The 20665-nt window shown below is 58.9% G+C and carries 19 protein-coding genes and 4 tRNA genes; 13 read left to right on the top strand and 10 right to left on the bottom strand.

Going from position 1 to position 20665, the window contains the following annotated elements:
* Nucleotides 1–51: 51 nt before the first annotated feature.
* The 4 genes from cydB to MAF45_RS06850 form a co-directional block, all read right to left on the bottom strand.
* Nucleotides 52–1182: a cytochrome d ubiquinol oxidase subunit II gene (cydB, locus tag MAF45_RS06865; RefSeq protein ID WP_237978947.1), complete on the bottom strand. Its 1131-nt coding sequence runs from the start codon at nucleotides 1180–1182 to the stop codon at nucleotides 52–54.
* 24 nt (nucleotides 1183–1206) lie between these two features.
* Nucleotides 1207–2757, bottom strand: a complete 1551-nt coding sequence (locus MAF45_RS06860) for a cytochrome ubiquinol oxidase subunit I (protein WP_237978845.1) — start codon at nucleotides 2755–2757, stop codon at nucleotides 1207–1209.
* Nucleotides 2754–2960: a cytochrome oxidase putative small subunit CydP gene (cydP, locus tag MAF45_RS06855; protein ID WP_237978843.1), complete on the bottom strand. Its 207-nt coding sequence runs from the start codon at nucleotides 2958–2960 to the stop codon at nucleotides 2754–2756. The genes MAF45_RS06860 and cydP overlap by 4 nt, the downstream gene beginning before the upstream one ends.
* Before the next feature lie 260 nt (nucleotides 2961–3220).
* On the bottom strand, nucleotides 3221–3715 hold the full coding sequence (locus MAF45_RS06850; protein ID WP_237978842.1) for a DUF1801 domain-containing protein: 495 nt from the start codon (nucleotides 3713–3715) through the stop codon (nucleotides 3221–3223).
* Nucleotides 3716–4016: 301 nt separating this feature from the next.
* Here MAF45_RS06850 and MAF45_RS06845 point away from each other — a divergent pair, with 301 nt between their 5' ends.
* From MAF45_RS06845 to MAF45_RS06830, 4 genes are read left to right on the top strand one after another with little or no spacing between them, the layout of a single operon-like run.
* The gene (locus MAF45_RS06845; RefSeq protein WP_237978841.1) at nucleotides 4017–4589 is read left to right on the top strand and encodes a 2-oxoacid:acceptor oxidoreductase family protein; all 573 of its coding nucleotides are present in this window, start codon (nucleotides 4017–4019) and stop codon (nucleotides 4587–4589) included.
* A gap of 2 nt (nucleotides 4590–4591) precedes the next feature.
* Nucleotides 4592–5839, top strand: coding sequence for a transketolase C-terminal domain-containing protein (locus tag MAF45_RS06840; RefSeq protein ID WP_237978840.1), 1248 nt, complete (start codon nucleotides 4592–4594; stop codon nucleotides 5837–5839).
* A 9-nt stretch (nucleotides 5840–5848) separates the two neighbouring features.
* Complete coding sequence (locus MAF45_RS06835) at nucleotides 5849–6922, top strand: thiamine pyrophosphate-dependent enzyme (protein WP_237978839.1); 1074 nt, start codon at nucleotides 5849–5851, stop codon at nucleotides 6920–6922.
* Nucleotides 6915–8552: an NAD(P)-binding protein gene (locus MAF45_RS06830; protein ID WP_237978838.1), complete on the top strand. Its 1638-nt coding sequence runs from the start codon at nucleotides 6915–6917 to the stop codon at nucleotides 8550–8552. The genes MAF45_RS06835 and MAF45_RS06830 overlap by 8 nt, the downstream gene beginning before the upstream one ends.
* 91 nt (nucleotides 8553–8643) lie before the next feature.
* On the opposite strand, the gene MAF45_RS06825 is transcribed toward MAF45_RS06830, so the two are convergent.
* The gene (locus MAF45_RS06825; RefSeq protein WP_237978837.1) at nucleotides 8644–9849 is read right to left on the bottom strand and encodes an MFS transporter; all 1206 of its coding nucleotides are present in this window, start codon (nucleotides 9847–9849) and stop codon (nucleotides 8644–8646) included.
* Nucleotides 9850–10043: 194 nt separating this feature from the next.
* On the opposite strand from MAF45_RS06825, the gene sstT reads away from it, so the two are divergent.
* Nucleotides 10044–11282: a serine/threonine transporter SstT gene (sstT, locus tag MAF45_RS06820; protein ID WP_237978836.1), complete on the top strand. Its 1239-nt coding sequence runs from the start codon at nucleotides 10044–10046 to the stop codon at nucleotides 11280–11282.
* A 131-nt stretch (nucleotides 11283–11413) separates the two neighbouring features.
* Nucleotides 11414–12955, top strand: coding sequence for a RecQ family ATP-dependent DNA helicase (locus MAF45_RS06815; RefSeq protein ID WP_237978835.1), 1542 nt, complete (start codon nucleotides 11414–11416; stop codon nucleotides 12953–12955).
* Nucleotides 12956–13032: 77 nt separating this feature from the next.
* On the opposite strand, the gene MAF45_RS06810 is transcribed toward MAF45_RS06815, so the two are convergent.
* From MAF45_RS06810 to folE2, 5 genes are all read right to left on the bottom strand, one after another.
* Complete coding sequence (locus MAF45_RS06810; RefSeq protein WP_237978834.1) at nucleotides 13033–13809, bottom strand: SDR family oxidoreductase; 777 nt, start codon at nucleotides 13807–13809, stop codon at nucleotides 13033–13035.
* 29 nt (nucleotides 13810–13838) lie between these two features.
* Nucleotides 13839–14402 (bottom strand): thiol:disulfide interchange protein DsbA/DsbL, encoded by a 564-nt coding sequence (locus MAF45_RS06805; RefSeq protein WP_237978833.1) that lies wholly within the window; start codon nucleotides 14400–14402, stop codon nucleotides 13839–13841.
* A gap of 106 nt (nucleotides 14403–14508) precedes the next feature.
* Nucleotides 14509–15063 carry an SPOR domain-containing protein gene (locus MAF45_RS06800; RefSeq protein ID WP_237978832.1) on the bottom strand — a complete coding sequence of 185 codons (555 nt, stop codon included), beginning with the start codon at nucleotides 15061–15063 and terminating at the stop codon, nucleotides 14509–14511.
* 44 nt (nucleotides 15064–15107) lie between these two features.
* Entirely contained in the window at nucleotides 15108–16838 is a 1731-nt protein-coding gene (gene argS / locus MAF45_RS06795; protein ID WP_237978831.1) for an arginine--tRNA ligase, read from the bottom strand.
* A gap of 119 nt (nucleotides 16839–16957) precedes the next feature.
* Nucleotides 16958–17779, bottom strand: a complete 822-nt coding sequence (folE2, locus tag MAF45_RS06790) for a GTP cyclohydrolase FolE2 (RefSeq protein WP_237978830.1) — start codon at nucleotides 17777–17779, stop codon at nucleotides 16958–16960.
* Nucleotides 17780–18049: 270 nt separating this feature from the next.
* Between folE2 and MAF45_RS06785 the strand changes: the two genes are divergently transcribed.
* From MAF45_RS06785 to secE, 7 genes are all read left to right on the top strand, one after another.
* Nucleotides 18050–18451, top strand: a complete 402-nt coding sequence (locus MAF45_RS06785; protein ID WP_237978828.1) for a hypothetical protein — start codon at nucleotides 18050–18052, stop codon at nucleotides 18449–18451.
* Nucleotides 18452–18523: 72 nt separating this feature from the next.
* Nucleotides 18524–18609: transfer RNA gene (locus MAF45_RS06780), tRNA-Tyr, on the top strand.
* Nucleotides 18610–18666: 57 nt separating this feature from the next.
* Nucleotides 18667–18740 (top strand) — tRNA-Gly (locus MAF45_RS06775).
* A gap of 5 nt (nucleotides 18741–18745) precedes the next feature.
* Nucleotides 18746–18820, top strand: a tRNA-Thr gene (locus MAF45_RS06770).
* 59 nt (nucleotides 18821–18879) lie between these two features.
* A complete protein-coding gene (gene tuf, locus MAF45_RS06765) occupies nucleotides 18880–20070 on the top strand; it encodes an elongation factor Tu (RefSeq protein ID WP_237978816.1) in 1191 nt (396 codons plus the stop codon).
* Between the two features lie 33 nt (nucleotides 20071–20103).
* Nucleotides 20104–20179 (top strand) — tRNA-Trp (locus tag MAF45_RS06760).
* 81 nt (nucleotides 20180–20260) lie between these two features.
* Nucleotides 20261–20656: a preprotein translocase subunit SecE gene (gene secE / locus MAF45_RS06755; RefSeq protein WP_237978827.1), complete on the top strand. Its 396-nt coding sequence runs from the start codon at nucleotides 20261–20263 to the stop codon at nucleotides 20654–20656.
* The last annotated feature ends 9 nt before the right edge of the window (nucleotides 20657–20665 follow it).

Below are 20665 nucleotides of genomic sequence, written 5' to 3'. Positions count from 1 at the left end.
AGCCCAGAGTGACGCTAGCAATCCAGTAGAAGTAGGCCATTTCAGTTCCTTTTAGTAGAGATGGTGGCTGTTTTCCGAGATATATTCCGGAGTCACCTTGCCGCGCATGACTCGATAGGCCCAGCCGGTGTAAAAGAGAAGGATGGGCAGGAAGATCAGCGTGACGAACAGCATGATTTCAAGCGTGAGTTGCGAGCTCGTGCAGTCCCAGAGCGTCAGGCTCGAGCGCGGGTCAATGGACGAGGGCATGATGAACGGGAACATGGTGACAAGCGGCGTGAACACGATCCCCAGCAGCGATGCTCCAGAGCTCACGATGGCAGCGCCCCACTTCTCCGCCCTGGACAGCACGAAGCTCATGGCTGCGCCGATAATGCCTAGCAGCGGGAAGATGAACAGCGCAGGCGTTGCGGACAGGTGGTCGAGCCAGCTGCCGCCCACCGTGACCGTCTTTGCCAGCGGGTTGGGAAGCCCCGCCGGGTCGATTCCTGACGCGTTGTAGGCGGGAAGGGCCGCCGCCATCCAGATACCGGCCAGGACGAAAAGCACGAGGGTACCCAGAGAGGCCCCGGCTGCCGCTTTCTTTGCCCTTGCGTTGAGCTCTCCGACGCTCTTGAGTCCGAGGAAATTGGCCCCGTGCATGATCACCATGACGATGCCTACAAGGCCGCACAGAATGCCGAAGGGATTGAGAAGGCCGAAGAAGTTGCCCTGGTAGCTCACCCTCATGGACTCATCGAAGACCAGCGGCACGCCCTGCAGCAGATTTCCGAAGGCTACGCCGCAGATAATGGGAGGCACGGCAGAGCCGAGAAACAGGAGCGTGTCCCAGCAGCTGCGCCAGCGCGAGCTGTCGAACTTGCTGCGGTAGTCGAAGGAAACCGGGCGGAAGATAAGCATGGCCAGCACCAGGAGCATCGCCCAGTAAAAGCCGGAAAAGGCTGCGGCGTAAGCAATGGGCCAGGCGGCGAACATGGCGCCGCCTCCGGTTATGAGCCAGACCTGGTTGCCGTCCCAGTGCGGGGCGACGGAGTTGATCATGATCCGGCGCTCTTCATTTGTTTTGCCTAGGAAGGGCAGGAGGGCTCCTACCCCCATGTCCTGGCCGTCCATGACGGCAAAGCCGGCCAGAAGCACTCCGATGAAAAGCCACCAGATGAGTTTCAAAATCTCGTAGTCAATCATTTTGGCGTCTCCGGTGAGCGGTTAGTGTTTCTCATGGAAATAGCGGCCGGTGCCCAGAGTGGAGGGGCCAAGGCTTGCGAAGCGCTTCATCAGCCAGACTTCCACAATAAGCAGCGCGCTGTAAAGAAGGGCGAATCCAGCCAGCGAGCCTAAAACTTCGCCCGCCGTGAGCGAGGAAACCGAGATGTGAACCGGGAGCACTCCGTAGATGGTCCAAGGCTGGCGCCCGACTTCAGTCACGATCCAGCCCAGTTCGTTGGCGATCCAAGGCAGGGGCAGCGCCAGGGCTGCCAGCTTGAGGTAGAGCCCTTTTGTCTCCGGGCAGCCTTTGACCGAATAGTAAAAGCCGAGGACGAACAGCAGCAGCATGATGACGCCGCAGGTCACCATGCCCCTGAAGCTCCAGAACACCAGCGACACAGGGGGGATCGTATCCGCGGCCGCCTTCCTGATCATCTCGGGGGTGGCAGTAGAGACGTCGGAAGTGTATTTGCGCAGCAACAGCCCGTAGCCGAGGTCCTTCTTGACGACATTGAAGGATTCCAGAAGGGTTGCGTTGCTGGGATCCTTGCGCAGCTGCTCAAGCAGCGTCACGGCCTTGGCGCCGCTCGCTATGCGGGCGGCGTTGCGCTCCTCGAGCTGGTTGATGCCGGGCACAGGCGTGGAAAGGGACCGCGTGCCGATGAGGCCGAGCACCCACGGGAACTCGACCTGAAGCGCGTTGGACCGCCGCTCAGTGTCCGGAAGGGCAAAGAGCGTCAGTCCGGCAGGCGCCTCAGCGGTGTCCCAGATCGCCTCCATGGCGGCTATTTTTTCGGGCTGGTCGCGGGTGACCAGATAGCCGGATTCATCCCCCATGTGCACCGTCACGATCGAGGTGACCAGACCGAAGGCACAGGCCACGGCCAGGGATCGCTTGGCGAATTCGACGTCGCGTTTCTTGAGCAGGTACCAGGCTGAAATGGCGGCAACGAAAACGGCGCCGGTCATGTATCCGCCGGAAATGTCATGGACGAGGGTTGCCTGGGCCCACTCGCTCGAGATGACCTCCCAGAAATTGGACATTTCCATGCGCAGCGTCACCGGATTGAACTCGGAGCCGACGGGATGCTGCATCCAGGAGTTGGCCACCAGGATCCACAGAGCGGAAATATTCGTTCCGAAGGCCATCAAAAACGTGCACAGCCAGTGCACGCCCGGCCTGAGCTTTTTCCAGCCGAAGAAGAACAGACCGGCGAACGTGGACTCCAAAAAGAAGGCCATGAGGGCCTCGAAGGCGAGGGGCGGTCCGAAAATGTCGCCCACGTAGTGCGAGTAGTAAGCCCAGTTCGTCCCGAACTGGAACTCCATGGTGATGCCTGTGGCAACGCCCATGGCGAAATTGATGGCAAACAGTTTGCCCCAGAAGCGGGTCATATCCCTGTAGATTTCCCGCTTTGTAATGACATAGCATCCCTCCATGGCCACCAACAGCATGGACAGACCGAGCGTCAGCGGGACAAAGAGGTAATGGTAAAGGGCGGTAACGGCAAACTGCAGACGAGACAGGTCAACTAATTCTGGCGTAATCATGATTTGTCTCTAGAGTTATCGATATTGAGATGGGTGGAAGGAAATAAAGTCTGTCCGACCGCATCGACGGAAGTGTCAGGACGATGCGAGGGAGAAAAAAATGCAAGCCACAGCAGGAAAATGCAGGCGGCCTTGACGGCGATCAGAAGCCAAAGAGGGCGCGCCAGTTTGATTTCTCTGCCGTGTGAGTCGGCACTTTTCATAAGAGAGGCTCTTCGCAGAGTAAGAATTCTCTTCATCATATCCTGCGGCCGGCTTTTAAGGTAGCTTCTCCCTCGTAATGGGGATGTCCGGCATTCAGAGGCGGGAAGAAAGACTTAGATCCAACGGTGCCTTTCCAAGAAAAACGGGCGGGTCTTTGCAACGTGCGGACAGGCAGGGCCTTCAGAGAGGAGGCGCGGAAAAGGCCCCTGGAATGCAAAAAACAGAGCCCCCGGCTGAGGACTCTGTCTTGGGCCGGCGCTTACTCGGCCTTGTTTTCCGGTTCGGGAGGATTGACCGGAATGTGAATGATGGGCGGAGGAACCGCTGCGGCCTCCGCCTGGATCCGCCAGAGCTTGAGGAGCTCTTCCTGGCCGGGCACGGGCTCGTTGCTGCGGATGCGTTCCTGCCTGGAAACAACGGACTCTCTGATCACCTTCTCAACGATATCGAGGGGAAGGCGGTTCAGGTTGTCGAAATAAATGGAGCTGGTCTCGGTGTTAATGCCCTTCAGCTTCCCGGAGAAATGTTCCACCACCTTGGGTTCCGCGACAAAAAGGGTCATGCTCTTTTCGCCGGGTTCCAAGGCAAACAGCGGGTTGGTGTCGTATTCATAAAACGCAAGGCCATAGCGCATGCTTTCATGAACGCCGCGGGCATTGCGGCGAATCAGGCTGCAGACACGCGCCATCGCGACGCGCCTGTCGGGCGGCAAAGTCTGCAGATAGCCCCCCACCGTCGTTGCTGTTGGAACCATACTTCGAACTCCAGGAGAAAACCAATTGCAACTGATAATTCTACCAAAAATAGGAGGAAAGTTTTACCCGGGCCGCAGGCCGGCCCTCGCATTTTGAACGGAGCGGGCGGGTCGGGAGTGCTTCAGCAGCGCTCGGTCCGGCCGAGCTCCGGCCCCGGCTTTCCGAGAAAAACGCGGGTTGCGTCCAATGCAAAGAAAAGCCTAGAAGGGGGCAGGGTTTCTATTTAATATATCAACGTGACTCTTACTGCAGTACCCCGCAAACACAACAACAAAGCTCAAACAGCGAAGAAGGAGACTTATGTTTCAGGTACGTCTACATGGCCGCGGCGGCCAAGGAGTGGTCACGGCGGCGGAAATGCTGTCCTTGGCTGCTTTCATGGAAGGGCACTTTGCGCAGGCGTTCCCCAGCTTCGGTTCCGAGAGGACAGGGGCCCCTGTGGTGGCGTTCGCCCGCATCAGCGATCACTCCATCCGGCTCCACGAGCCCATCGAGGAGCCCGATGCGGTTCTCATTCAGGACAGGACGCTGATCGAGACGGTGGATGTTTTCGGAGGCCTGAGCCGCAGCGGCTTCGTGCTGGTCAACAGCGCCGCCGCTCCTGAGGAGATCGGCCTGGGCGAACTTGTCTCGAAGCTGCCCAAGGGCCATGTCAGGACGGTTCCCGCCACGGATCTGGCGCTTAAATACATCGGCAGGCCGCTGCCCGGTGCGGCCATGCTGGCCGGATTTGCCGCCATGACGGGGCTTCTCAAGCTGGAGAGCATCAATGCGGCTTATGGACAGAAATATTCCGGAAAGGTAGCCCAGGCTAATGCGAACGTTGCCGCCGGGGCCTGGAGCCACATGCTCTCGCTTAAGGACGGAGATTAAATATGCTCAAGCAGCTGGAAGGTTCACAGGGCGTTGCCCAAGCGGTGGCTCTCTGCCGCCCAAACGTTATCTGCGCTTACCCGATTTCCCCTCAGACGCACATCGTTGAGGCGCTCGGCCGCTATGTGCGGAGCGGCTCCATCAAGGACTGCGAATTCATGAATGTGGAAAGCGAGTTCGGTGCCATGAGCGCAGTCATCGGTGCGAGCGCAGCGGGGGCTAGGTCCTATACCGCCACCGCCTCGCAGGGCCTTCTGTTCATGACGGAGGCCATCTACAACGCATCGGGTCTGGGGCTTCCCATCGTCATGACGGTTGCCAACCGCGCCATCGGCGCTCCCATCAATATTTGGAATGATCAGTCCGATTCCCTTTCCCAGCGTGACAGCGGGTGGCTTCAGCTGTTTGCCGAGGACAACCAGGAAGCGGTCGATCTGCATATCCAGGCCTTCAAAATTGCGGAAACCCTGTCGCTTCCGGTCATGGTGTGCATGGACGGCTTTGTGTTGACGCACGCGCTCGAGAGGATGGATATTCCGGAGCAGTCTCAGGTGGATCAGTTCCTGCCCCCCTTTGAGCCCCGTCAGATCCTTGACCCCGACGATCCGGTGTCCATCGGAGCCATGGTTGGTCCGGAGGCTTTCACGGAGGTTCGCTGCCTGCAGGCCTGCCGCTTCAGGCAGGCCCTGGATGTCATTCCGAAGGTGGCCGGTGAGTTCGAGGCTGTGTTCGGTCGCAAGTCCGGCGGCCTGCTGTCCTGCTATCGCTGCGAAGGAACCGAGACGCGGGTGATCGCCATGGGGTCTTGCCTGGGAACCATTAAGGACGCCGTGGACGAAATGAGGGAGGACGGCACTGCCATCGGCGTGGTGAGCCTGAAGAGCTTCCGGCCGTTCCCCTATGAGGCGGTGGCTGAGGCTTTGAGGGGCGCGAAGCGGGTGATTGTCATCGACCGCACAGTCACGCCCGGCAGCAGGGGAGTTCTGGGCATGGAGGTGGCATCCGCCCTGGGAGGAACCGGCGCCCTGGTCACAACCGTAATCGCAGGCTTAGGAGGCCGCGCCATCACCAAAAGGAGTCTCAAGGAGACTTTCCTCGCGGCTATCGAGGGAAGGCTGCCCGCCTTGTACTTCATGGACCTGAACAAGGCTTTGGTGGATCGGCAGCTGGAGCGCGAGAAGAAGAGCTGGCGCGTCGGGCCTGCCAACGAAGAGATGGTTCGCGACGCTGCCCGCCAGGCAGGAAAATAGGAGACAGTCATGCAGGAAGAGAACACGGTCCACTTTTACCAGACCGGGACTTTTACGGTCGGGAATCGCCTGCTGGCGGAACAGCAGAAAACACTGCAGAGTTCAGATCACAGGTATAACTCCCTTAATTCTGGGCACCGGGCCTGCCAGGGCTGCGGGGAGGCTCTGGGAGCGCGCTATGCGCTCGATGCCGCCCTTGCCGCGACCGGCGGCCGTCTGGCGGTGGCCAACGCCACGGGATGCCTGGAGGTTTTCTCGACGCCCTATCCGGAAAGCGCCTGGCGCATGCCCTGGCTGCATTCGCTTTTTGGCAACACGGCCGCTGTAGCCGCCGGCATGGCGGCCGCCTTCAGGATCCGGGCCGCGAAAGAGGGCAAGAGCCCGGTCCGGGTGGTGGCCCAGGGCGGAGACGGCGGAACGACCGACATCGGCATGGGATGCCTGTCTGGAATGTTCGAGCGCAACGATGACGTTCTTTACATCTGTTACGACAACGAAGCCTATATGAACACCGGCGTCCAGAGAAGCTCGGCGACTCCCCCCACGGCCCGAACCGCCACCACGATGCCGATCCCCGGCTACGAAGGCAACGAGTTCGGTCAGGGCAAAAACGTTCCTCTGATCGCGATGGCTCACGGTATCCCCTATGTGGCCACGGCCACGGTAGCCGATCTGCACGACCTTGAGCGCAAGGTGACCAGAGCCATGCAGATCCACGGCGCCCGCTATATTCACATCCTCGTTCCTTGCCCCCTGGGATGGGGTTTCCCCTCCTCCAAAACAGTGGAAATGGCCCGTCTTGCTGCCGAGACGGGGCTTTTCCCCGTGTTCGAGGCGGAAAACGGCGAGATCACCGGCTCTTATAAAATCCGCCGCCAGCTTCCTGTGGAGGTCTACCTGAAAGGCCAGAAGCGCTTCGCCCACCTGTTTGGCAAGAGAGGAGACCCGGCAACCGTTGAGCATCTGCAGCGGATAGCCGATCGCAACATTGAAAAATTCGGTCTGACCGCGCTGTCGGATGAAGAGCCGGAGGGGCTCTTCCGCAGCCTGGTTGAACCTAAGGGAGAGCAGGAACATGTCTGAGCTGAGTGAAAAAACGCCGTTTGCCATTACCCTGAAGCCGAAAACCTCCTTGGAGAATCACACGGGGGCTTGGCGAACGCTTAAGCCCGCCTATGCCTTCCATGAGCCTCCCTGCAGCGCCACCTGCCCCGCAGGCGAAAGGTGCAGGGACTGGTTGTTTCTTGCTGAAAACGGCGATTATCTGGCGGCCTGGGCGAAGGTCATGCAGGACAATCCATTCCCGGCAACCATGGGCAGGGTGTGCTACCACACCTGCGAGGGGGCGTGCAACAGGGGGCAGCTAGACGAGCCGGTCGGAATCAATTCCGTGGAGAGGTTCTTGGGGGACGAGGCGCTTAAGCAAAAGTGGAAGGTTCCCGCTGCGAAAGAGCGCAGCGGCCGGAAAGTGCTGATTGTCGGCTCCGGCCCTGCAGGGCTGAGCGCCGCTTATCATCTCGCGTTGCTCGGGCATGAGGTGACGGTGCTGGAGTCTTCTGCGGCTCCCGGCGGAATGATGCGTTACGGAATTCCCAAGTATCGTCTGCCCCGAGCTGTTTTGGATGCTGAGATCCAGAGAATTGCTGATCTAGGTGTTCGAATCGTTCTCAATCACGCGGTTCAGGATCTGGAAAAAGAGATGGAGGATGGAAGCTATGACGCCGTCTTTCTTGGCGTTGGAGCTCAGCTCGCGCGCAGGACTTATATCCCAGCGGGCGATTCCGCCCATATCCTTGACGCGGTTTCGGTTCTGCGCTCCATGGAGGGCGAGGAAAAGCCCCAGCTGGGCCGGCGGGTCGTCGTGTACGGAGGGGGAAACACCGCGGTGGACGTGGCCCGCTCCGTGCGGAGAATGGGGGCCGAGCCGCTCATCGTTTACAGAAGAACCCGGCAGAAGGCGCCGGCCCACAGCTTCGAGATTGAGGAAGCCGCGGAAGAGGGCGTTTCCATGAAGTGGCTTTCTACCATTGCTGACGCAGAGGAGGGCAAGGTCCGCATTGAGAAGATGGTTCTTGATGAGGAGGGGAACCCGAAGCCTACCGGAGAATACGAAACGATAACGGCTGATTCCGTGGTTCTGGCACTGGGCCAGGAAACGGATCTCGGCTTCTTGGACGGCGTGAAAGGCCTGAAGACGGACTCCGGGGCTATTGTCGTTGATCAAAAGATGATGACGACCCGCGCGGGCATTTTCGCCGGTGGCGACGCGGTTAAGGATGTCCGCAATGTGACGGTGGCTATCGGGCACGGAAAGCGCGCGGCTCGCGCGATCGACTGCTGGCTGCGGGGAACGGAGTACCAGGAGCCTGTCCGCGGTCGCCCGGCGGCGTTTGAGAGCCTGAACACTTGGTATTTCGCCGATGCGCCTAAGACGGAAAGGCCGCTTCTCGACATAGTCCGCCGCCAGACGACCTTCGAGGAGGTGCTCAAGGGCCTGACGGCCGACAACGCGCTTTACGAGGCTAGACGCTGCATGAGCTGCGGCAACTGCTTTGAGTGCGACAACTGCTATGGCGTCTGCCCGGACAATGCGATCGTGAAGCTTGGCCCGGGACTGGGTTATCAGATCAATTACGACTTCTGCAAGGGATGCGGCATTTGCGCCAACGAGTGCCCTTGCGGGGCCATTGACATGAAAAAGGAGGACATCTGACAACCCCGCCGCAGTCCGGGATCTCCCGCGGCTGCGGCGCCGCCCGCAGTGTTTTTTGAGAGCCTGGCGGTTGCTGCCGCTCCGCCCGGTCTCAGCGGTAAGATCTGATGGCCGTCATGGCAATGACCAGGGCCAGAAGCAGAATGGACGAAGAAAGAAAGTAGGGCACGCCGGACATGAAGGAGGACGCGGCGCCCGATGCGGTGTACACCAGCATCGGAGTGGACATCAGGGGGGCGATCACTCCGGAAAATGAGTTAAGCGAACTCACGGCTCCCATAGCCTCTCCCTGGGATGTTTCCGGTACAAGGCGCGATACGGCTCCCTGAATGACGGCGGGGGCCATTCCGGTGAAGGCAAACAGCCATGAAAGTATCGCGGCTAGATATCCCCACGGAGAGAGACCGATGCCGGCCAGAGTCGCAAATCCGATACACAGGGCGCTTGTCACAATGCGCGGCTCGCTCGTCCAGTGGAGCAGCCGCGGCAGGACGAAGCCCTGAGCCCCGGCAATGCAGGCGCCTATGAGAAACATGGACAGTCCGATGTTTAACGGAGCCCACCCGTAGCGGAATTCCGTGTACAGGGCCCATGTGCACTGCATCAGGGACTGAGCGAGGTAAATGAGCCCGATCACGAGCACCATGGGCGTGATGCGTTTGACTGCAAGCAGCCGGAAAAGTCCGCCGAAGGGATTGAACCGCGAAAAGCACCAGGGCCGGGGGTCCGGAGTCCTGAGGCTTTCCGGAAGCACGAAGATCCCGTACAGGAAGTTCAGACAGCAGATGCTCGCGGCGAAGGCGAAGGGAATTCTGGGATTGATCTGGCCGAGGATCCCTCCGATGGCGGGCCCGATCACGAAAGCGACTCCGAAGACCGCGCCTATTTTCCCGAACGAGGAAGACCGTTTCGTTGCCGGCGTGATGTCGGCAATGTAGGCCTGGGCCACCACAGTGTTGGCCGATAGCATGCCGCCAGCCAGCCTAGAGGCGAGAATAAGCGGCAGAGACGAGGAGAGCGCCGGCACCAGTTGCATAATTCCGAGGCCGAAGATGCCTGTCAGCAGCACGGGCTTGCGGCCATACCTGTCGGAAAGCGCTCCCAGCACCGGAGAGGACAGAAACTGCATCAGGCCGTAGCCGGCCATAATGATGCCGTACCAGTAAGTCTGGAGATCCCGCGCTCCGGCCAGCTCTCCGATGAGGCGCGGCAGGACGGGAATGATCAGTCCAAACCCCAGAGCGTCCAGAAAAACGCAGGTTAATACAAATCTGACGGCGGGTTTGAGTTGCTGCATATCTTAGCTGCGCGGCGCTCTAGAAATTCTGAATTCCCGACATTATCCGCCGAATGGCGGTAGTTGTTGGAAATTTGCGTGATGTTGAAAGAAAAAAAATACAAAAGAGGCTATTCTTGAAAACAGGCGCGCCCGAAGGGAAGGACTTCAGGGTTGCCGCTGCAATCCCTCATCACCTTAAATAAACAAAAAAAATGCGAAAAATCTCTCGTGTCCTCATGCCATTCCTGGAATGGTCTCTGGTTAAACAGATTTTGCTGGCTCTTGTCATTGGCGTTGCGATAGCCCTGTTGGCTCCCGGCGTCGCTAAGCCCCTTGGTTTCCTTGGCACAGTCTTCATTTCCGCCTTGAAGGCCGTCGCCCCGGTGCTGGTTTTCTTTCTGGTGGCGGCCTCCATCGCCACCCAGAGCGTCGATACCAGGACTTCTATGAAGCCCATCATCGTGCTGTATGCCATTGGCACATTCAGCGCAGCCGCGGTGGCAGTCATCGTTTCCTTTATCTGGCCGACCTCCATACATTTGGCGGCTGACGCCGCCAAGGCAACGGCGCCGGGCGGCATCGCCGAGGTTCTGAAGAACCTCATCCTCAATATTGTGGACAACCCCGTCAAGGCGCTGGCGAACGCGAACTACATCGGCATTCTGGCCTGGTCGGCCGCTCTCGGCGTCATTCTGCGTCGCGCATCAGACTCCACCCGTGAAGTCATCCAGGATCTGTCGGAAGCCGTGACGTCCGTCGTGCGGATCGTCGTCCGCTTCGCTCCTCTCGGCATCCTCGGACTGGTGTCGGGAACGGTGGCGGAGGTTGGCCTGAGCGCTTTCGCAGGCTACGGCAAGCTCATCCTTCTGCTGGTGGGCAGCATGTTCTTCATTGCGTTTGTGGTGAACCCGCTGCTGGTTTTTGCCTGCATCCGCAGGAATCCGTACCCCCTGACGTTAGAGTGCCTGCGCGTCTCCGGCATCTGCGCATTCTTCACCAGATCCTCAGCGGCCAACATTCCGGTCAACCTCGATCTGTGCCGGCGTCTCAAGCTTGACGAGGGGACGTACTCGATCTCCATTCCTCTCGGCGCGACCATCAACATGGCCGGTGCCGCGATCACCATCACGATCCTGACACTTTCAGCTGCTTATTCGCTCGGCGTGCATGTAGACTTCTGGACCGCAGTGCTGCTCTGCTTCGTGGCCTCTATCTGCGCCGGCGGGGCCTCCGGCGTTCCCGGCGGCTCCCTGATGCTCATTCCTCTGGCCTGCGGTCTTTTCGGCATCGACAATTCCACCGCCATGCAGGTTGTTGCTGTGGGGTTCATCATCGGCGTGATTCAGGACTCCTGCGAGACTGCGCTTAACTCTGCAAGCGACGTAATGTTTACGGCTGCGGCCTGCCTGAGGCGGCAGCGCCTGGACGCTGAAAAAGCGACCAAGAACTGAAAATTTATTGGTTTGACCTCTTTAGCAGCCCTTTTGCGATGGCCTAGGCTCATCGGAAAAGGGCTGCTATTTTGGTTTAAGCTCGGTGCCGTTCATCTGCTCCCGGCCGCAGCTTTCCTCCAACAGTGCCTATGCAACGTTTTCCCTCCGCCTCGGAGGCTCTCAAACAAGTCTTTGGCTTTTCCGATTTCAGGCCCTATCAGGAAAAAATCGTCAGCGCCCTGATTCAGGGGCGCGACGTCCTCGTCCTGATGCCTACAGGGAGCGGGAAAAGCCTCTGCTATCAGATCCCCGCGCTGGTCAGGCAGGGGACCGCGGTGGTTGTATCTCCGCTCATCGCGCTGATGGAGGATCAGGTGTCGAGGTTGCGCAAGGCCGGGGTGCAGGCCGCAAGCCTCTGTTCAGTCAATTCAGTGGAAGAAAACCGGGAGACAGAAAAAGCGCTTCTGGGGGGCAGTCTCGATTTGCTGTACATCACGCCTGAACGTCTTGTAAGTGAAAAAATCCTGTCGATGCTCAGGCGCATCAGGCTGTCGCTTTTTGCGGTCGACGAGGCTCACTGCATATCGACCTGGGGTCATGATTTCCGGCCGGAGTACAGCGCCCTCGGAGTGATCAAGAAGCTGTTTCCCGCCGTGCCGAGAATTGCACTGACTGCCACTGCGGACGAAAGAACCCAGAGGGAGATTTCGGAGCGCCTGCTCATCAATCCGCTTATTTTCTCTTCTTCCCTGAACAGACCCAACATCTTTTACCGGGTCAGCTACGGGACGGCGGAAATGAAATCCCGGCTGCTTGACTTCATCGTGAAACGCCATCCGTCGCAGACGGGGATCGTCTACTGCCTGTCGCGCAAAAGAACGGAGGAAATGGCGAAATTTTTGCGTGGACAGGGCATTCCGGCCCTGGCCTATCATGCAGGGCTGGCTCCGGAGCTCAGGGAGCAAAACAGCGCCCGCTTTCTTGCCTCTGACGGCCTGGTCATGGTGGCGACCATTGCCTTTGGAATGGGCATTGACAAAAAAGACGTCCGTTTCGTGGTGCATATCGGGCTGCCAAGAAGCATCGAGTCTTACTTCCAGGAGACGGGGAGGGCGGGTCGTGACGGGAAGCCCGCCGAGGCCTGGTTGATCTGGAGCTGGCGGGATGTCGTGGTACAGCAGAGCTTTATTGCTCAGAGTACGGGCAGCGACGAATATCGCCAGCTTTGCCTGCAGAAGCTTGATTCCATGGTCGGCTATGCGGAGGCAGGGAGCTGCCGCCGTCAGGCCCTGCTGGGCTATTTCGGGGAAAGTGCCGCGGATTTCTGCGGGCGCTGCGACAACTGCGTCACCCCTCCCCGAATGATCGACAGGACCGAGGAGGCCCGGAAATTCGTGAGCTGTGTCATCCGCTGCTACAGGAAATCGGGCCGCTATTTTCGGATGAGCCACATTATCGACGTCCTTCGCGGCAACGCGACCGAAGAGGTGCTGGCCGAAAGGCACAACGAGCTGACGACATGGGCGATCGGCGCGAATCTGTCGGAAGCAGAATGGAGGACGGTCGCGCGCGCTGCCATCGCGAGAAGGATTCTGTTCATTAATCTTGAGCAGGGCGGGGTACTGCAGCCCTGGCGGGCGGCATCGCTCCTGAAGGGCGGTGAAACCCTGCGAGTGCGCGCCTCTTCATAATCCATGAGAGAAGGCCGCCGCGTCTCCTGCGCGGCGCGCCACGGAAGCCGGCAGGAGGCGCTTCCGGTGAGGTGAGGTTATTTCCCCATGTCCTTAGCCCGCGGTTTTTGCTTTCTTCCCATCAGGATCCGGTCGAAGAGCGCATTTGGCGCCAGCCTCATGATCTTGGCGAGCAGCGCCATCTGCCAGGGGATCACGGCATAGGTTTTATGAGCCTCGATGGCTGCGACGGCCCTTCTGGCAAATTCATCGGGTTCGAGAATGAAGGGCATAGGGTACGGGTTCATTGCAGTCAGAGGTGTGCGGACGAAGCCCGGGCAGATCGTGATGACTTCAACGTTGGATTTCTTCATCTCGATTCTGAGGCTTTCGCAGTACGTGATGACCGCGGATTTACTCGCGCAGTACGCCTCCGAGCCAGGAAGCCCGCGTATGCCGGCCACGGATCCGATGCCGACCAGAGTGCCCGCCCGGCGGGAGATCATGGAGGGCAGGAAGCCATGGAATGTATTAGCCATGCCAATAACGTTGATGCGGAAGACGCGGTCCATGACGGCGAGATCTTCGTAGTACTGGGTCTTGACGCCGATGGAGATGCCCGCGTTGGCAATGACGACGTCGGCGGGCCCGACTTCCTTTTCGAATTGGTGAGCGGTCTGGATGATTCCGTCGCGATCCGTGACGTCCGCGACATATCCCCTGTGGCCGTTGCCCGGCAGTTCGCTGATGAGGTGATCGAGAGCGTCCCGATGATGGGCGACAAGCCCTAGGGTAGCTCCCTTCGCGGCATAGGCGCGTGCAAAGCCGGCTCCGATGCCGCCTGTCGCCCCAGTGATGAAAACGTTGAAAGACATGGCTTCGAGGCCTCGCTGAAAAAAGTGGTTCAGGCTTTTGCCTTCCTCGCCTTCTGAGCCAGAGCCTCGATCACGGTGAGGCAGGCCTGGCGCGAAGTGGTCATGTGAGGGCCGGTCAGGTATTTCCCGTCGATGCCCACCATCGGGGTCGCGTCAAGTCCGTAAGACTGCCAGGTCTGGGAGGCGGCTCGGGCCTTGTTGGCTATGCCGAAGGAGTTGTAAGCGGAATCCCAAGCCTGAGCCTGAACTCCGTTGGCAAGCATGAAGTCGCGGATATCCTTTGCGAGGCTGGCGGATTCGTATTTGTGGGTCTGGTAAATAACGGACTCGAAGAACTTCATGTGCAGCTTGGGCAGCAGCCGAAGGCTCTGCAACACATAGAAGGCCCGTGAAAAAGGCTCAGTCCTGGCGTCCCAGGCGACGGGAACCTGCCTGTAGCTGATCCAGGCGGGCAGCTTTTCACTCCAGGGCTCGATCACCGGGGCGAATTTCAGGCAGTGCGGGCAGGTGTAGGCGAAAAAGTTGACGATCTCAACCTTTTTGCCCTTCACCGGGATAGTCGGACGAACCAGCGTGTATTCCTTCTTTTCCACTGGAGACTGTGGCGAGGCAAAGGTTGAAAAAGGGGCGGACAGCAGTGCGGCCGATGAAATTCCTAAAAAATCTCTACGCGAAATCATTGCTAAAGAAATCCTGTTCTTAGTGAATAATTTGTCCCGGAAGATCGTTTGATTTCAGCGTGCCCAGTGCATTCTGGGCGGCGCTCTCGGACTCAAAGGGGCCGACTCTCACCCGGTAGTACCCATCTTTCCCGTGAGAAACGCTGGAATCAAGTCCTGAAAAGGCGATTTTGGCTCTAATTGTTTCAGCCTCGTCGGCCGTCTTATAAGAGCCGACCTGAATGAAGAAGGCCGGGTTCTGCGGCTGAACGGGTGCCGGGGCAGGGGCGGGAACCGCCGCGTCACTGATACCGGCGGCCGGGCTCGAGGCTGCGGCAGGAGCGGTTGAGGAGGCGGCTACCGGCGAGGATGACGCGGCCGAGGCTGCCGGGCGAGGAGTGGTGCCCGGGGCGTAGAGCTTTTCATTGGGGTCCGGCGAGCGCCCCTTCAAAGCTTCCTCGATGTAGGCTTGGGAGGACGACTGAACCTTGCTCATGAAGGGGACCGGGGACTCGGTGACGAACAGTGCGCCTCCTGCCGCGACTAGCAAAGCGGCGACTGCGCCGCAGAGGAAGCCGGTAATAAATTGTTTCATATTTAACCACTCCTTGTGTCATCGGCAGAGCCGACCAGGCGGGCTTACATTTTTTCGGGAGCGCTTATGCCAAGCAGCGAAAGACCGTTGCCCAGAACCTGCCTGACGGCGGCGAGCAGGGCGAGTCTGCCGTTGCGGGTGACGGCATCCTCCGTCAGCACCCTTTCCGCATTGTAAAAGGCGTGGAAGCTTGCGGCGAGGTCCCTTAGATAGAAGCACAGTAGGTGCGGCGAGAGGGATTCGGCGATGGAAGTGAGGGTGTTGGAGTAATCCGAGAGCCGGTTGATCAGATCGATTTCATCCTTGGCCGTCAGGCAGGACAGATCCAGCCGGCCCATCTCTTCCGTGGAGGGAACTGAAAAGCCTTTTTCTTCGGCCTGCCTGAAGATGGAGCATATGCGGGCATAGGCGTACTGCAGGTAGTAAACCGGGTTCTCGTCGCTCTTCGAGACCGCGAGGTTGATGTCAAAAGTGAATTCTGCGTCGGCCTTGCGGGAGACGAGGAAATACCGGGCCGCGTCCTTGCCGACCCAGTTCACGAGATCGCTCAGGGTTACATAGGATCCCGAGCGCTTGCTCATCTTGACCTCCTTGCCGTCTTTCATCACCAGGAGCATTTTGTGCAGGAGCCACTCGGGGAACACCTTTGGCACGTTGAGCCCAAGCTGGCGGCTCGCCGCCTGAATGCCGGCGCGCAGGCGCGCGCGGGTGCCGTGGTGATCGGAGCCCTGGATGTTGATGGCCCTTGAGAATCCGCGCCGGAATTTGGTGAGGTGGTAGGCGACATCGGGAACGAAGTAGGTATAGAAGCCGTCCTGCTTCTTCATAACGCGGTCTTTGTCGTCCACCAGGCCGCCCAGGTCTTCCTTGGAGAAGTCGGTGGTTCTCAGCCACAGCGCATTGTCTTTTTCGTAAGTGTGACCCGAGGCGATGATGGCGTCGACTGCCTCCTTCACTAGACCGTCGCTGTAGAGTGAGCTCTCAAGGTAATAGTTGTCGAATTCGACGCCCAGTTTCTTAAGGTCGGCGTCCTGCTCGTTGCGCAGATAGGCCACTGCATATTTGCGGACGAGTTGCTCGTTTTCGAGGTTTCCGTCCGGAGTGATGGTCACACCCGAGGAGGTCACGGGCCTGCGGGCAAGATAGTCCCTAGCGATGTCGATGATGTACTCGCCGTGATATCCCTTTTCGGGGAAATCAATTTTTTCGCCGAGCAGCTCCCTGCCGCGCAGCTGGACGGAGACCGTCAGGTTGTTGATCTGGGCGCCGGCGTCGTTGTAGTAGTACTCGCGGGTTACCTTCCAGCCCTGCGTCTTCAGGATGTTCGAAAGAACGTCGCCCAAGGCGCCCTGCCTGGCATGTCCGAGGTGCAGGGGGCCGGTTGGGTTTGCGGAGACGTATTCGACTATAACGGACTGGCCGGCCTTCGAGCTGTTTGTTCCAAACTTTTCCTTTTGGGCCAGAATGGTCTTGATGATTTCCTGCTGAGCGGAATTGGCGAGCCTCATGTTGATGAAGCCGGGGCCGGCGATTTCAACGGAAGAGAGCAGCCTGGGGAACTCGGGATCCGAGCGCAGAGCGGAGACGATCATTTCCGCGATCTGGCGGGGGGCTTTGTGGAGGATTTTTGCTGACTGCAGGGCAACGGTGCAGGCGACATCGCCGTGAGATGCAACTTTCGGCCGCTCCAGTACGACGGGAAGGGCGCCGGCCCCGATAGATGCCAGGGCGCGTTGGAAAAGTTCTGTGAGTTCCTGTTTCTGTTGATCAAGCATTTTGGGTAAAAAGAAAAAGTATCGGAAGGTACCCGCTTATTGTCCCAGACCGGGGGAGCAGGGGAAAGAGGCCGCCCTCAGTCAAGAAAGGCTGCCGTGGGGCAGCCTCTCCGGGGTGGTCAGTCGCACAGGGGTGCGCGCCGATCGAAAGTGATCTGGGCGTATGCGGAATGATTGTGGATGGATTCGAAGTTCTCAACCTGAAGCCGGAAGGAAATGATCCGCGGGTCGTCCTTGAGCGCCTTTGCGGCGTCCCGCGAGATGTCCTCAACGAATTTCGGATGATCGTAGGCGAATTCCGTCACAAATTTTTCGTCTTCCCGCTTGAGCAGCGACCACAGCGGGCAGGAGGCGCTGTTCTCCGCGATGTGGATCAGGTCCTCCAGCGGCACGCTCTCCGCGCACTCGGCGTCGATCGTGATGTGGGAGCGCTGGTTGTGCGCCCCATAGCGGGAAATTTCCTTGCTGCAGGGGCAAAGGCTGGTGACGGGGGCGAGGACGTGCTCGGTTACGGCAGTGCGTCCGTCCTCGGTGGTCACGGTAAAACCTCCCCTGTAGCTCATGAGGCTCGGGATCTTCGAGATCGGGGCCGGTTTCTTCACGAAGAAGGGGAACTCGAACTCGATTGTGCCGGCAGAGGCGTGCAGCGCCGTGAGCATGCGCTGCATCAGATCTTCGACAACCTCCTTGCAAAGGGGTTGTGTCGTTTCGTCCAGAAGGCGGAAGAAGCGGGACATGTGGGTCCCTTTCTGGCTGGCGGGCAGCGAAACGTACATGTTGACGCTGGCCACCGTATGCATGAAGCCATCCGCGGTCTTCACGGTGACGGGGTAGGAGACGGATTTGACCCCGACACGCTGAATCGGAATGTGCCTGACATCAGAGCTGGACTGGACGTCCGGAAGAGCGCTTCCGGTACGGGAATTTTGTTCTTGAATCATAGAATTGCGCAGCAATGATGGCAGCCGCGGCGATATGGCCCTCGGGTTTAGACGACGCGGGGCTGAAAGCCAGCCGACAGTAGTCGGCAGAGAGCTGCATAAGCAGGCCGCTGATGCTGCCAAACAAAAAAGGTGCTGTTCAGAAATAAAAAAGATTAGACATTTTAACCAAATAAAGAAAAGAGATTCAGCTTTGTTGCAACAATTAAGTTTGTTTGGTGGAAAATAGAGGCTGGTTCAATCAAAAAACATCGGGTGAATCTTCAAAGCATGCGGATGTTCTATTACAACCTTGGCGGGGGAGGCTCCCCTAAAAGCTGGCTGTCCATTGTGATAAGCCTCGTGATTCTTGCCGCTCTTGCCGTCTTGCTGCTGCCGGTGCTCGGCGTGTTTGTCCTTGTACTGTTCGGCCTGGGCGTTGCCCTGTTCATTGGCGCGACTCTGATGCAGTATTTCGCCCAGAAGAAGGTGGAGCACGAAATAGAGAAAGGCGAGGAGATGGCCGAAAGGGCCCGGGCCCAGGACGATGGAACTCCTGCGAGTGCGGGAGCCCGTCACCTTGAAATCCAGGATGCCGTCGTTGTTTCAGAGGTCGAGCGGAAGACGCGCAGGGATGCCGAAAGGAGCGGTGAGGACAGAAAGCAGGTCTCGCGCATTGGGGAAAACACCTAAAAATAAAAAATCATAATCGCAGAGGCTTGACTTTTTCCGCTTCTGTCAGCATAATCCTGATCTCGCTTCCCTGGAGGGGTGCCTGAGTGGCTAAAAGGGGCAGACTGTAAATCTGTTGGCTTACGCCTACGATGGTTCGAATCCATCCCCCTCCACCAAATTTACGGATGAGGGAAGAATCTAGTTGTAGGGCGGGAGGGATCTCGTCTAGGTAGGCGGGTGTAGCTCAATGGCAGAGCAGAAGCCTTCCAAGCTTACGACGAGGGTTCGATTCCCTTCACCCGCTCCAAACATGCCCGTGTGGCTCAGTGGTAGAGCACTCCCTTGGTAAGGGAGAGGTCATGCGTCCGATCCGCATCACGGGCACCATTTTTCTGCAGAGTCGGGAAAGATGATTTTCCGGCTCTGGCTTCCAGGAGCTGTTCACCATGGCAAAAGAGAAGTATGTACGTTCCAAGCCCCACGTGAACGTGGGCACGATCGGTCACGTTGACCACGGCAAGACCACCCTGACGGCTGCGCTCACGACCGTCCTCGCCCAGAAGTTCGGCGGGCATGCCATGGCTTATGACCAGATTGACGCGGCTCCTGAGGAGAAGGCCCGCGGCATCACGATCAACTCCGCTCACGTGGAGTACGAGACCGAGAAGCGCCACTACGCTCACGTGGACTGCCCGGGGCACGCCGACTATGTGAAGAACATGATCACGGGCGCGGCCCAGATGGACGGCGCCATCCTGGTGGTGGCCGCCTCCGACGGCCCGATGCCCCAGACCCGCGAGCACATTCTGCTTGCCCGTCAGGTCGGCGTTCCGAACATCATCGTCTACCTGAACAAGTGCGACCTGGTTGACGATCCGGAGCTGCTTGAACTGGTCGAGATGGAGGTCCGCGACCTGCTGACCGAGTACAAGTTCCCCGGCGACGAAATCCCGATCATCAAGGGATCTGCGAAGCTGGCCCTGGAAGGCGATCAGTCCGAGTACGGCGTTCCCTCCATCCTGAAGCTGGCTGAGACGATGGACACGTACTTCCCGGAGCCCGTGCGCGAGCTTGACAAGCCGTTCCTGATGCCAATCGAGGACGTGTTCTCGATTTCCGGCCGCGGCACGGTGGTGACGGGCCGCGTTGAGCGCGGCACGATCCGCGTGGGCGACGAAATTGAAATCGTGGGCATCAAGCCGACTCAGAAGACGACCTGCACGGGCGTTGAGATGTTCCGTAAGCTGCTCGACGAGGGCGAGGCCGGTGACAACATCGGCTGCCTGCTGCGTGGCACGAAGCGCGAGGAAGTCGAGCGCGGCCAGGTGGTTGCCAAGCCCGGCACGATCACCCCGCACACGAAGTTCACGGCTCAGGTGTACGTGCTGAAGAAGGAAGAAGGCGGCCGTCACACCCCGTTCTTCAAGGGGTATCGTCCGCAGTTCTACTTCCGCACGACGGACGTGACCGGCACGATCGAGCTCGAAGAGGGCGTTGAGATGGTGATGCCTGGCGACAACACGACGATGACCGTCACGCTGATCGCCCCGATCGCCATGGAAGAGGGCCTGCGCTTCGCTATTCGCGAAGGCGGTCACACGGTTGGCGCCGGCGTTGTGGCCAAGATTCTTGAGTAATCTGACAACGGGCCGTATTGCGGCTCGTTCTGCAGGGGTATAGCTCAATCGGCAGAGCGACGGTCTCCAAAACCGTAGGTTGAGGGTTCGATTCCTTCTGCCCCTGCCAAATTAATGGCAAAGCCGCGATCAGTAGTGTGACCGCGGCTTAGCTGTTTGTCGGGGCGTAGTTCCGACAGGATTGTGGACAATGAGCAACAAAGCGAAAATTCAGCAGCAGGAGGAGGAATCCGGGAAGGGGTTGGATCTTGTCCTGGTCACTCTTGCGATTATTGCAGCCCTGGCCGGCGTTCTTGCCTTTACCTTCCTATCTGAGCAGCATCTCGGCGTGAGGCTTGCCTGCCTGGCGGCCGGACTGATCGTTGGCCTGGCTCTGGCCTGGTTCAGCCCTTCGGGCAAGCGCTTCATAGCCTACGGCCGAGATTCGCTTGACGAACTTCGCCTTGTCGTGTGGCCCACCCGCAGGGAAACGCTGACGAGCACGGGGCTGGTCATGGGCTTTGTGCTCATTATCGCTTTTTTCCTGTTTATTATGGATAAAATCATTGAGTGGGGCATTTATGATGTCCTGCTCAAGCTTATTTAATTGCCTGGC

The sequence above is a fragment of the Mesosutterella porci genome, from assembly GCF_022134585.1.
Classification (GTDB): Bacteria; Pseudomonadota; Gammaproteobacteria; order Burkholderiales; family Burkholderiaceae_F; genus Mesosutterella; species Mesosutterella porci.
The sequence above is the reverse complement of the archived record's forward strand: the minus strand, read 5'-3'. Positions and strand labels throughout refer to the sequence as shown.

What these genes read in the sequence shown, in the direction of transcription:
- MAF45_RS06860 (WP_237978845.1), bottom strand. Translation starts at nt 2,757, where the DNA reads ATGATTACGCCAGAATTAGTTGACCTGTCTCGTCTGCAGTTTGCCGTT.
- cydP (WP_237978843.1), bottom strand. Translation starts at nt 2,960, where the DNA reads ATGAAAAGTGCCGACTCACACGGCAGAGAAATCAAACTGGCGCGCCCT.
- MAF45_RS06850 (WP_237978842.1), bottom strand. Translation starts at nt 3,715, where the DNA reads ATGGTTCCAACAGCAACGACGGTGGGGGGCTATCTGCAGACTTTGCCG.
- MAF45_RS06845 (WP_237978841.1), top strand. Translation starts at nt 4,017, where the DNA reads ATGTTTCAGGTACGTCTACATGGCCGCGGCGGCCAAGGAGTGGTCACG.
- MAF45_RS06840 (WP_237978840.1), top strand. Translation starts at nt 4,592, where the DNA reads ATGCTCAAGCAGCTGGAAGGTTCACAGGGCGTTGCCCAAGCGGTGGCT.
- MAF45_RS06835 (WP_237978839.1), top strand. Translation starts at nt 5,849, where the DNA reads ATGCAGGAAGAGAACACGGTCCACTTTTACCAGACCGGGACTTTTACG.
- MAF45_RS06830 (WP_237978838.1), top strand. Translation starts at nt 6,915, where the DNA reads ATGTCTGAGCTGAGTGAAAAAACGCCGTTTGCCATTACCCTGAAGCCG.
- MAF45_RS06825 (WP_237978837.1), bottom strand. Translation starts at nt 9,849, where the DNA reads ATGCAGCAACTCAAACCCGCCGTCAGATTTGTATTAACCTGCGTTTTT.
- sstT (WP_237978836.1), top strand. Translation starts at nt 10,044, where the DNA reads ATGCGAAAAATCTCTCGTGTCCTCATGCCATTCCTGGAATGGTCTCTG.
- MAF45_RS06815 (WP_237978835.1), top strand. Translation starts at nt 11,414, where the DNA reads ATGCAACGTTTTCCCTCCGCCTCGGAGGCTCTCAAACAAGTCTTTGGC.
- MAF45_RS06810 (WP_237978834.1), bottom strand. Translation starts at nt 13,809, where the DNA reads ATGTCTTTCAACGTTTTCATCACTGGGGCGACAGGCGGCATCGGAGCC.
- MAF45_RS06800 (WP_237978832.1), bottom strand. Translation starts at nt 15,063, where the DNA reads ATGAAACAATTTATTACCGGCTTCCTCTGCGGCGCAGTCGCCGCTTTG.
- argS (WP_237978831.1), bottom strand. Translation starts at nt 16,838, where the DNA reads ATGCTTGATCAACAGAAACAGGAACTCACAGAACTTTTCCAACGCGCC.
- folE2 (WP_237978830.1), bottom strand. Translation starts at nt 17,779, where the DNA reads ATGATTCAAGAACAAAATTCCCGTACCGGAAGCGCTCTTCCGGACGTC.
- MAF45_RS06785 (WP_237978828.1), top strand. Translation starts at nt 18,050, where the DNA reads ATGCGGATGTTCTATTACAACCTTGGCGGGGGAGGCTCCCCTAAAAGC.
- tuf (WP_237978816.1), top strand. Translation starts at nt 18,880, where the DNA reads ATGGCAAAAGAGAAGTATGTACGTTCCAAGCCCCACGTGAACGTGGGC.
- secE (WP_237978827.1), top strand. Translation starts at nt 20,261, where the DNA reads ATGAGCAACAAAGCGAAAATTCAGCAGCAGGAGGAGGAATCCGGGAAG.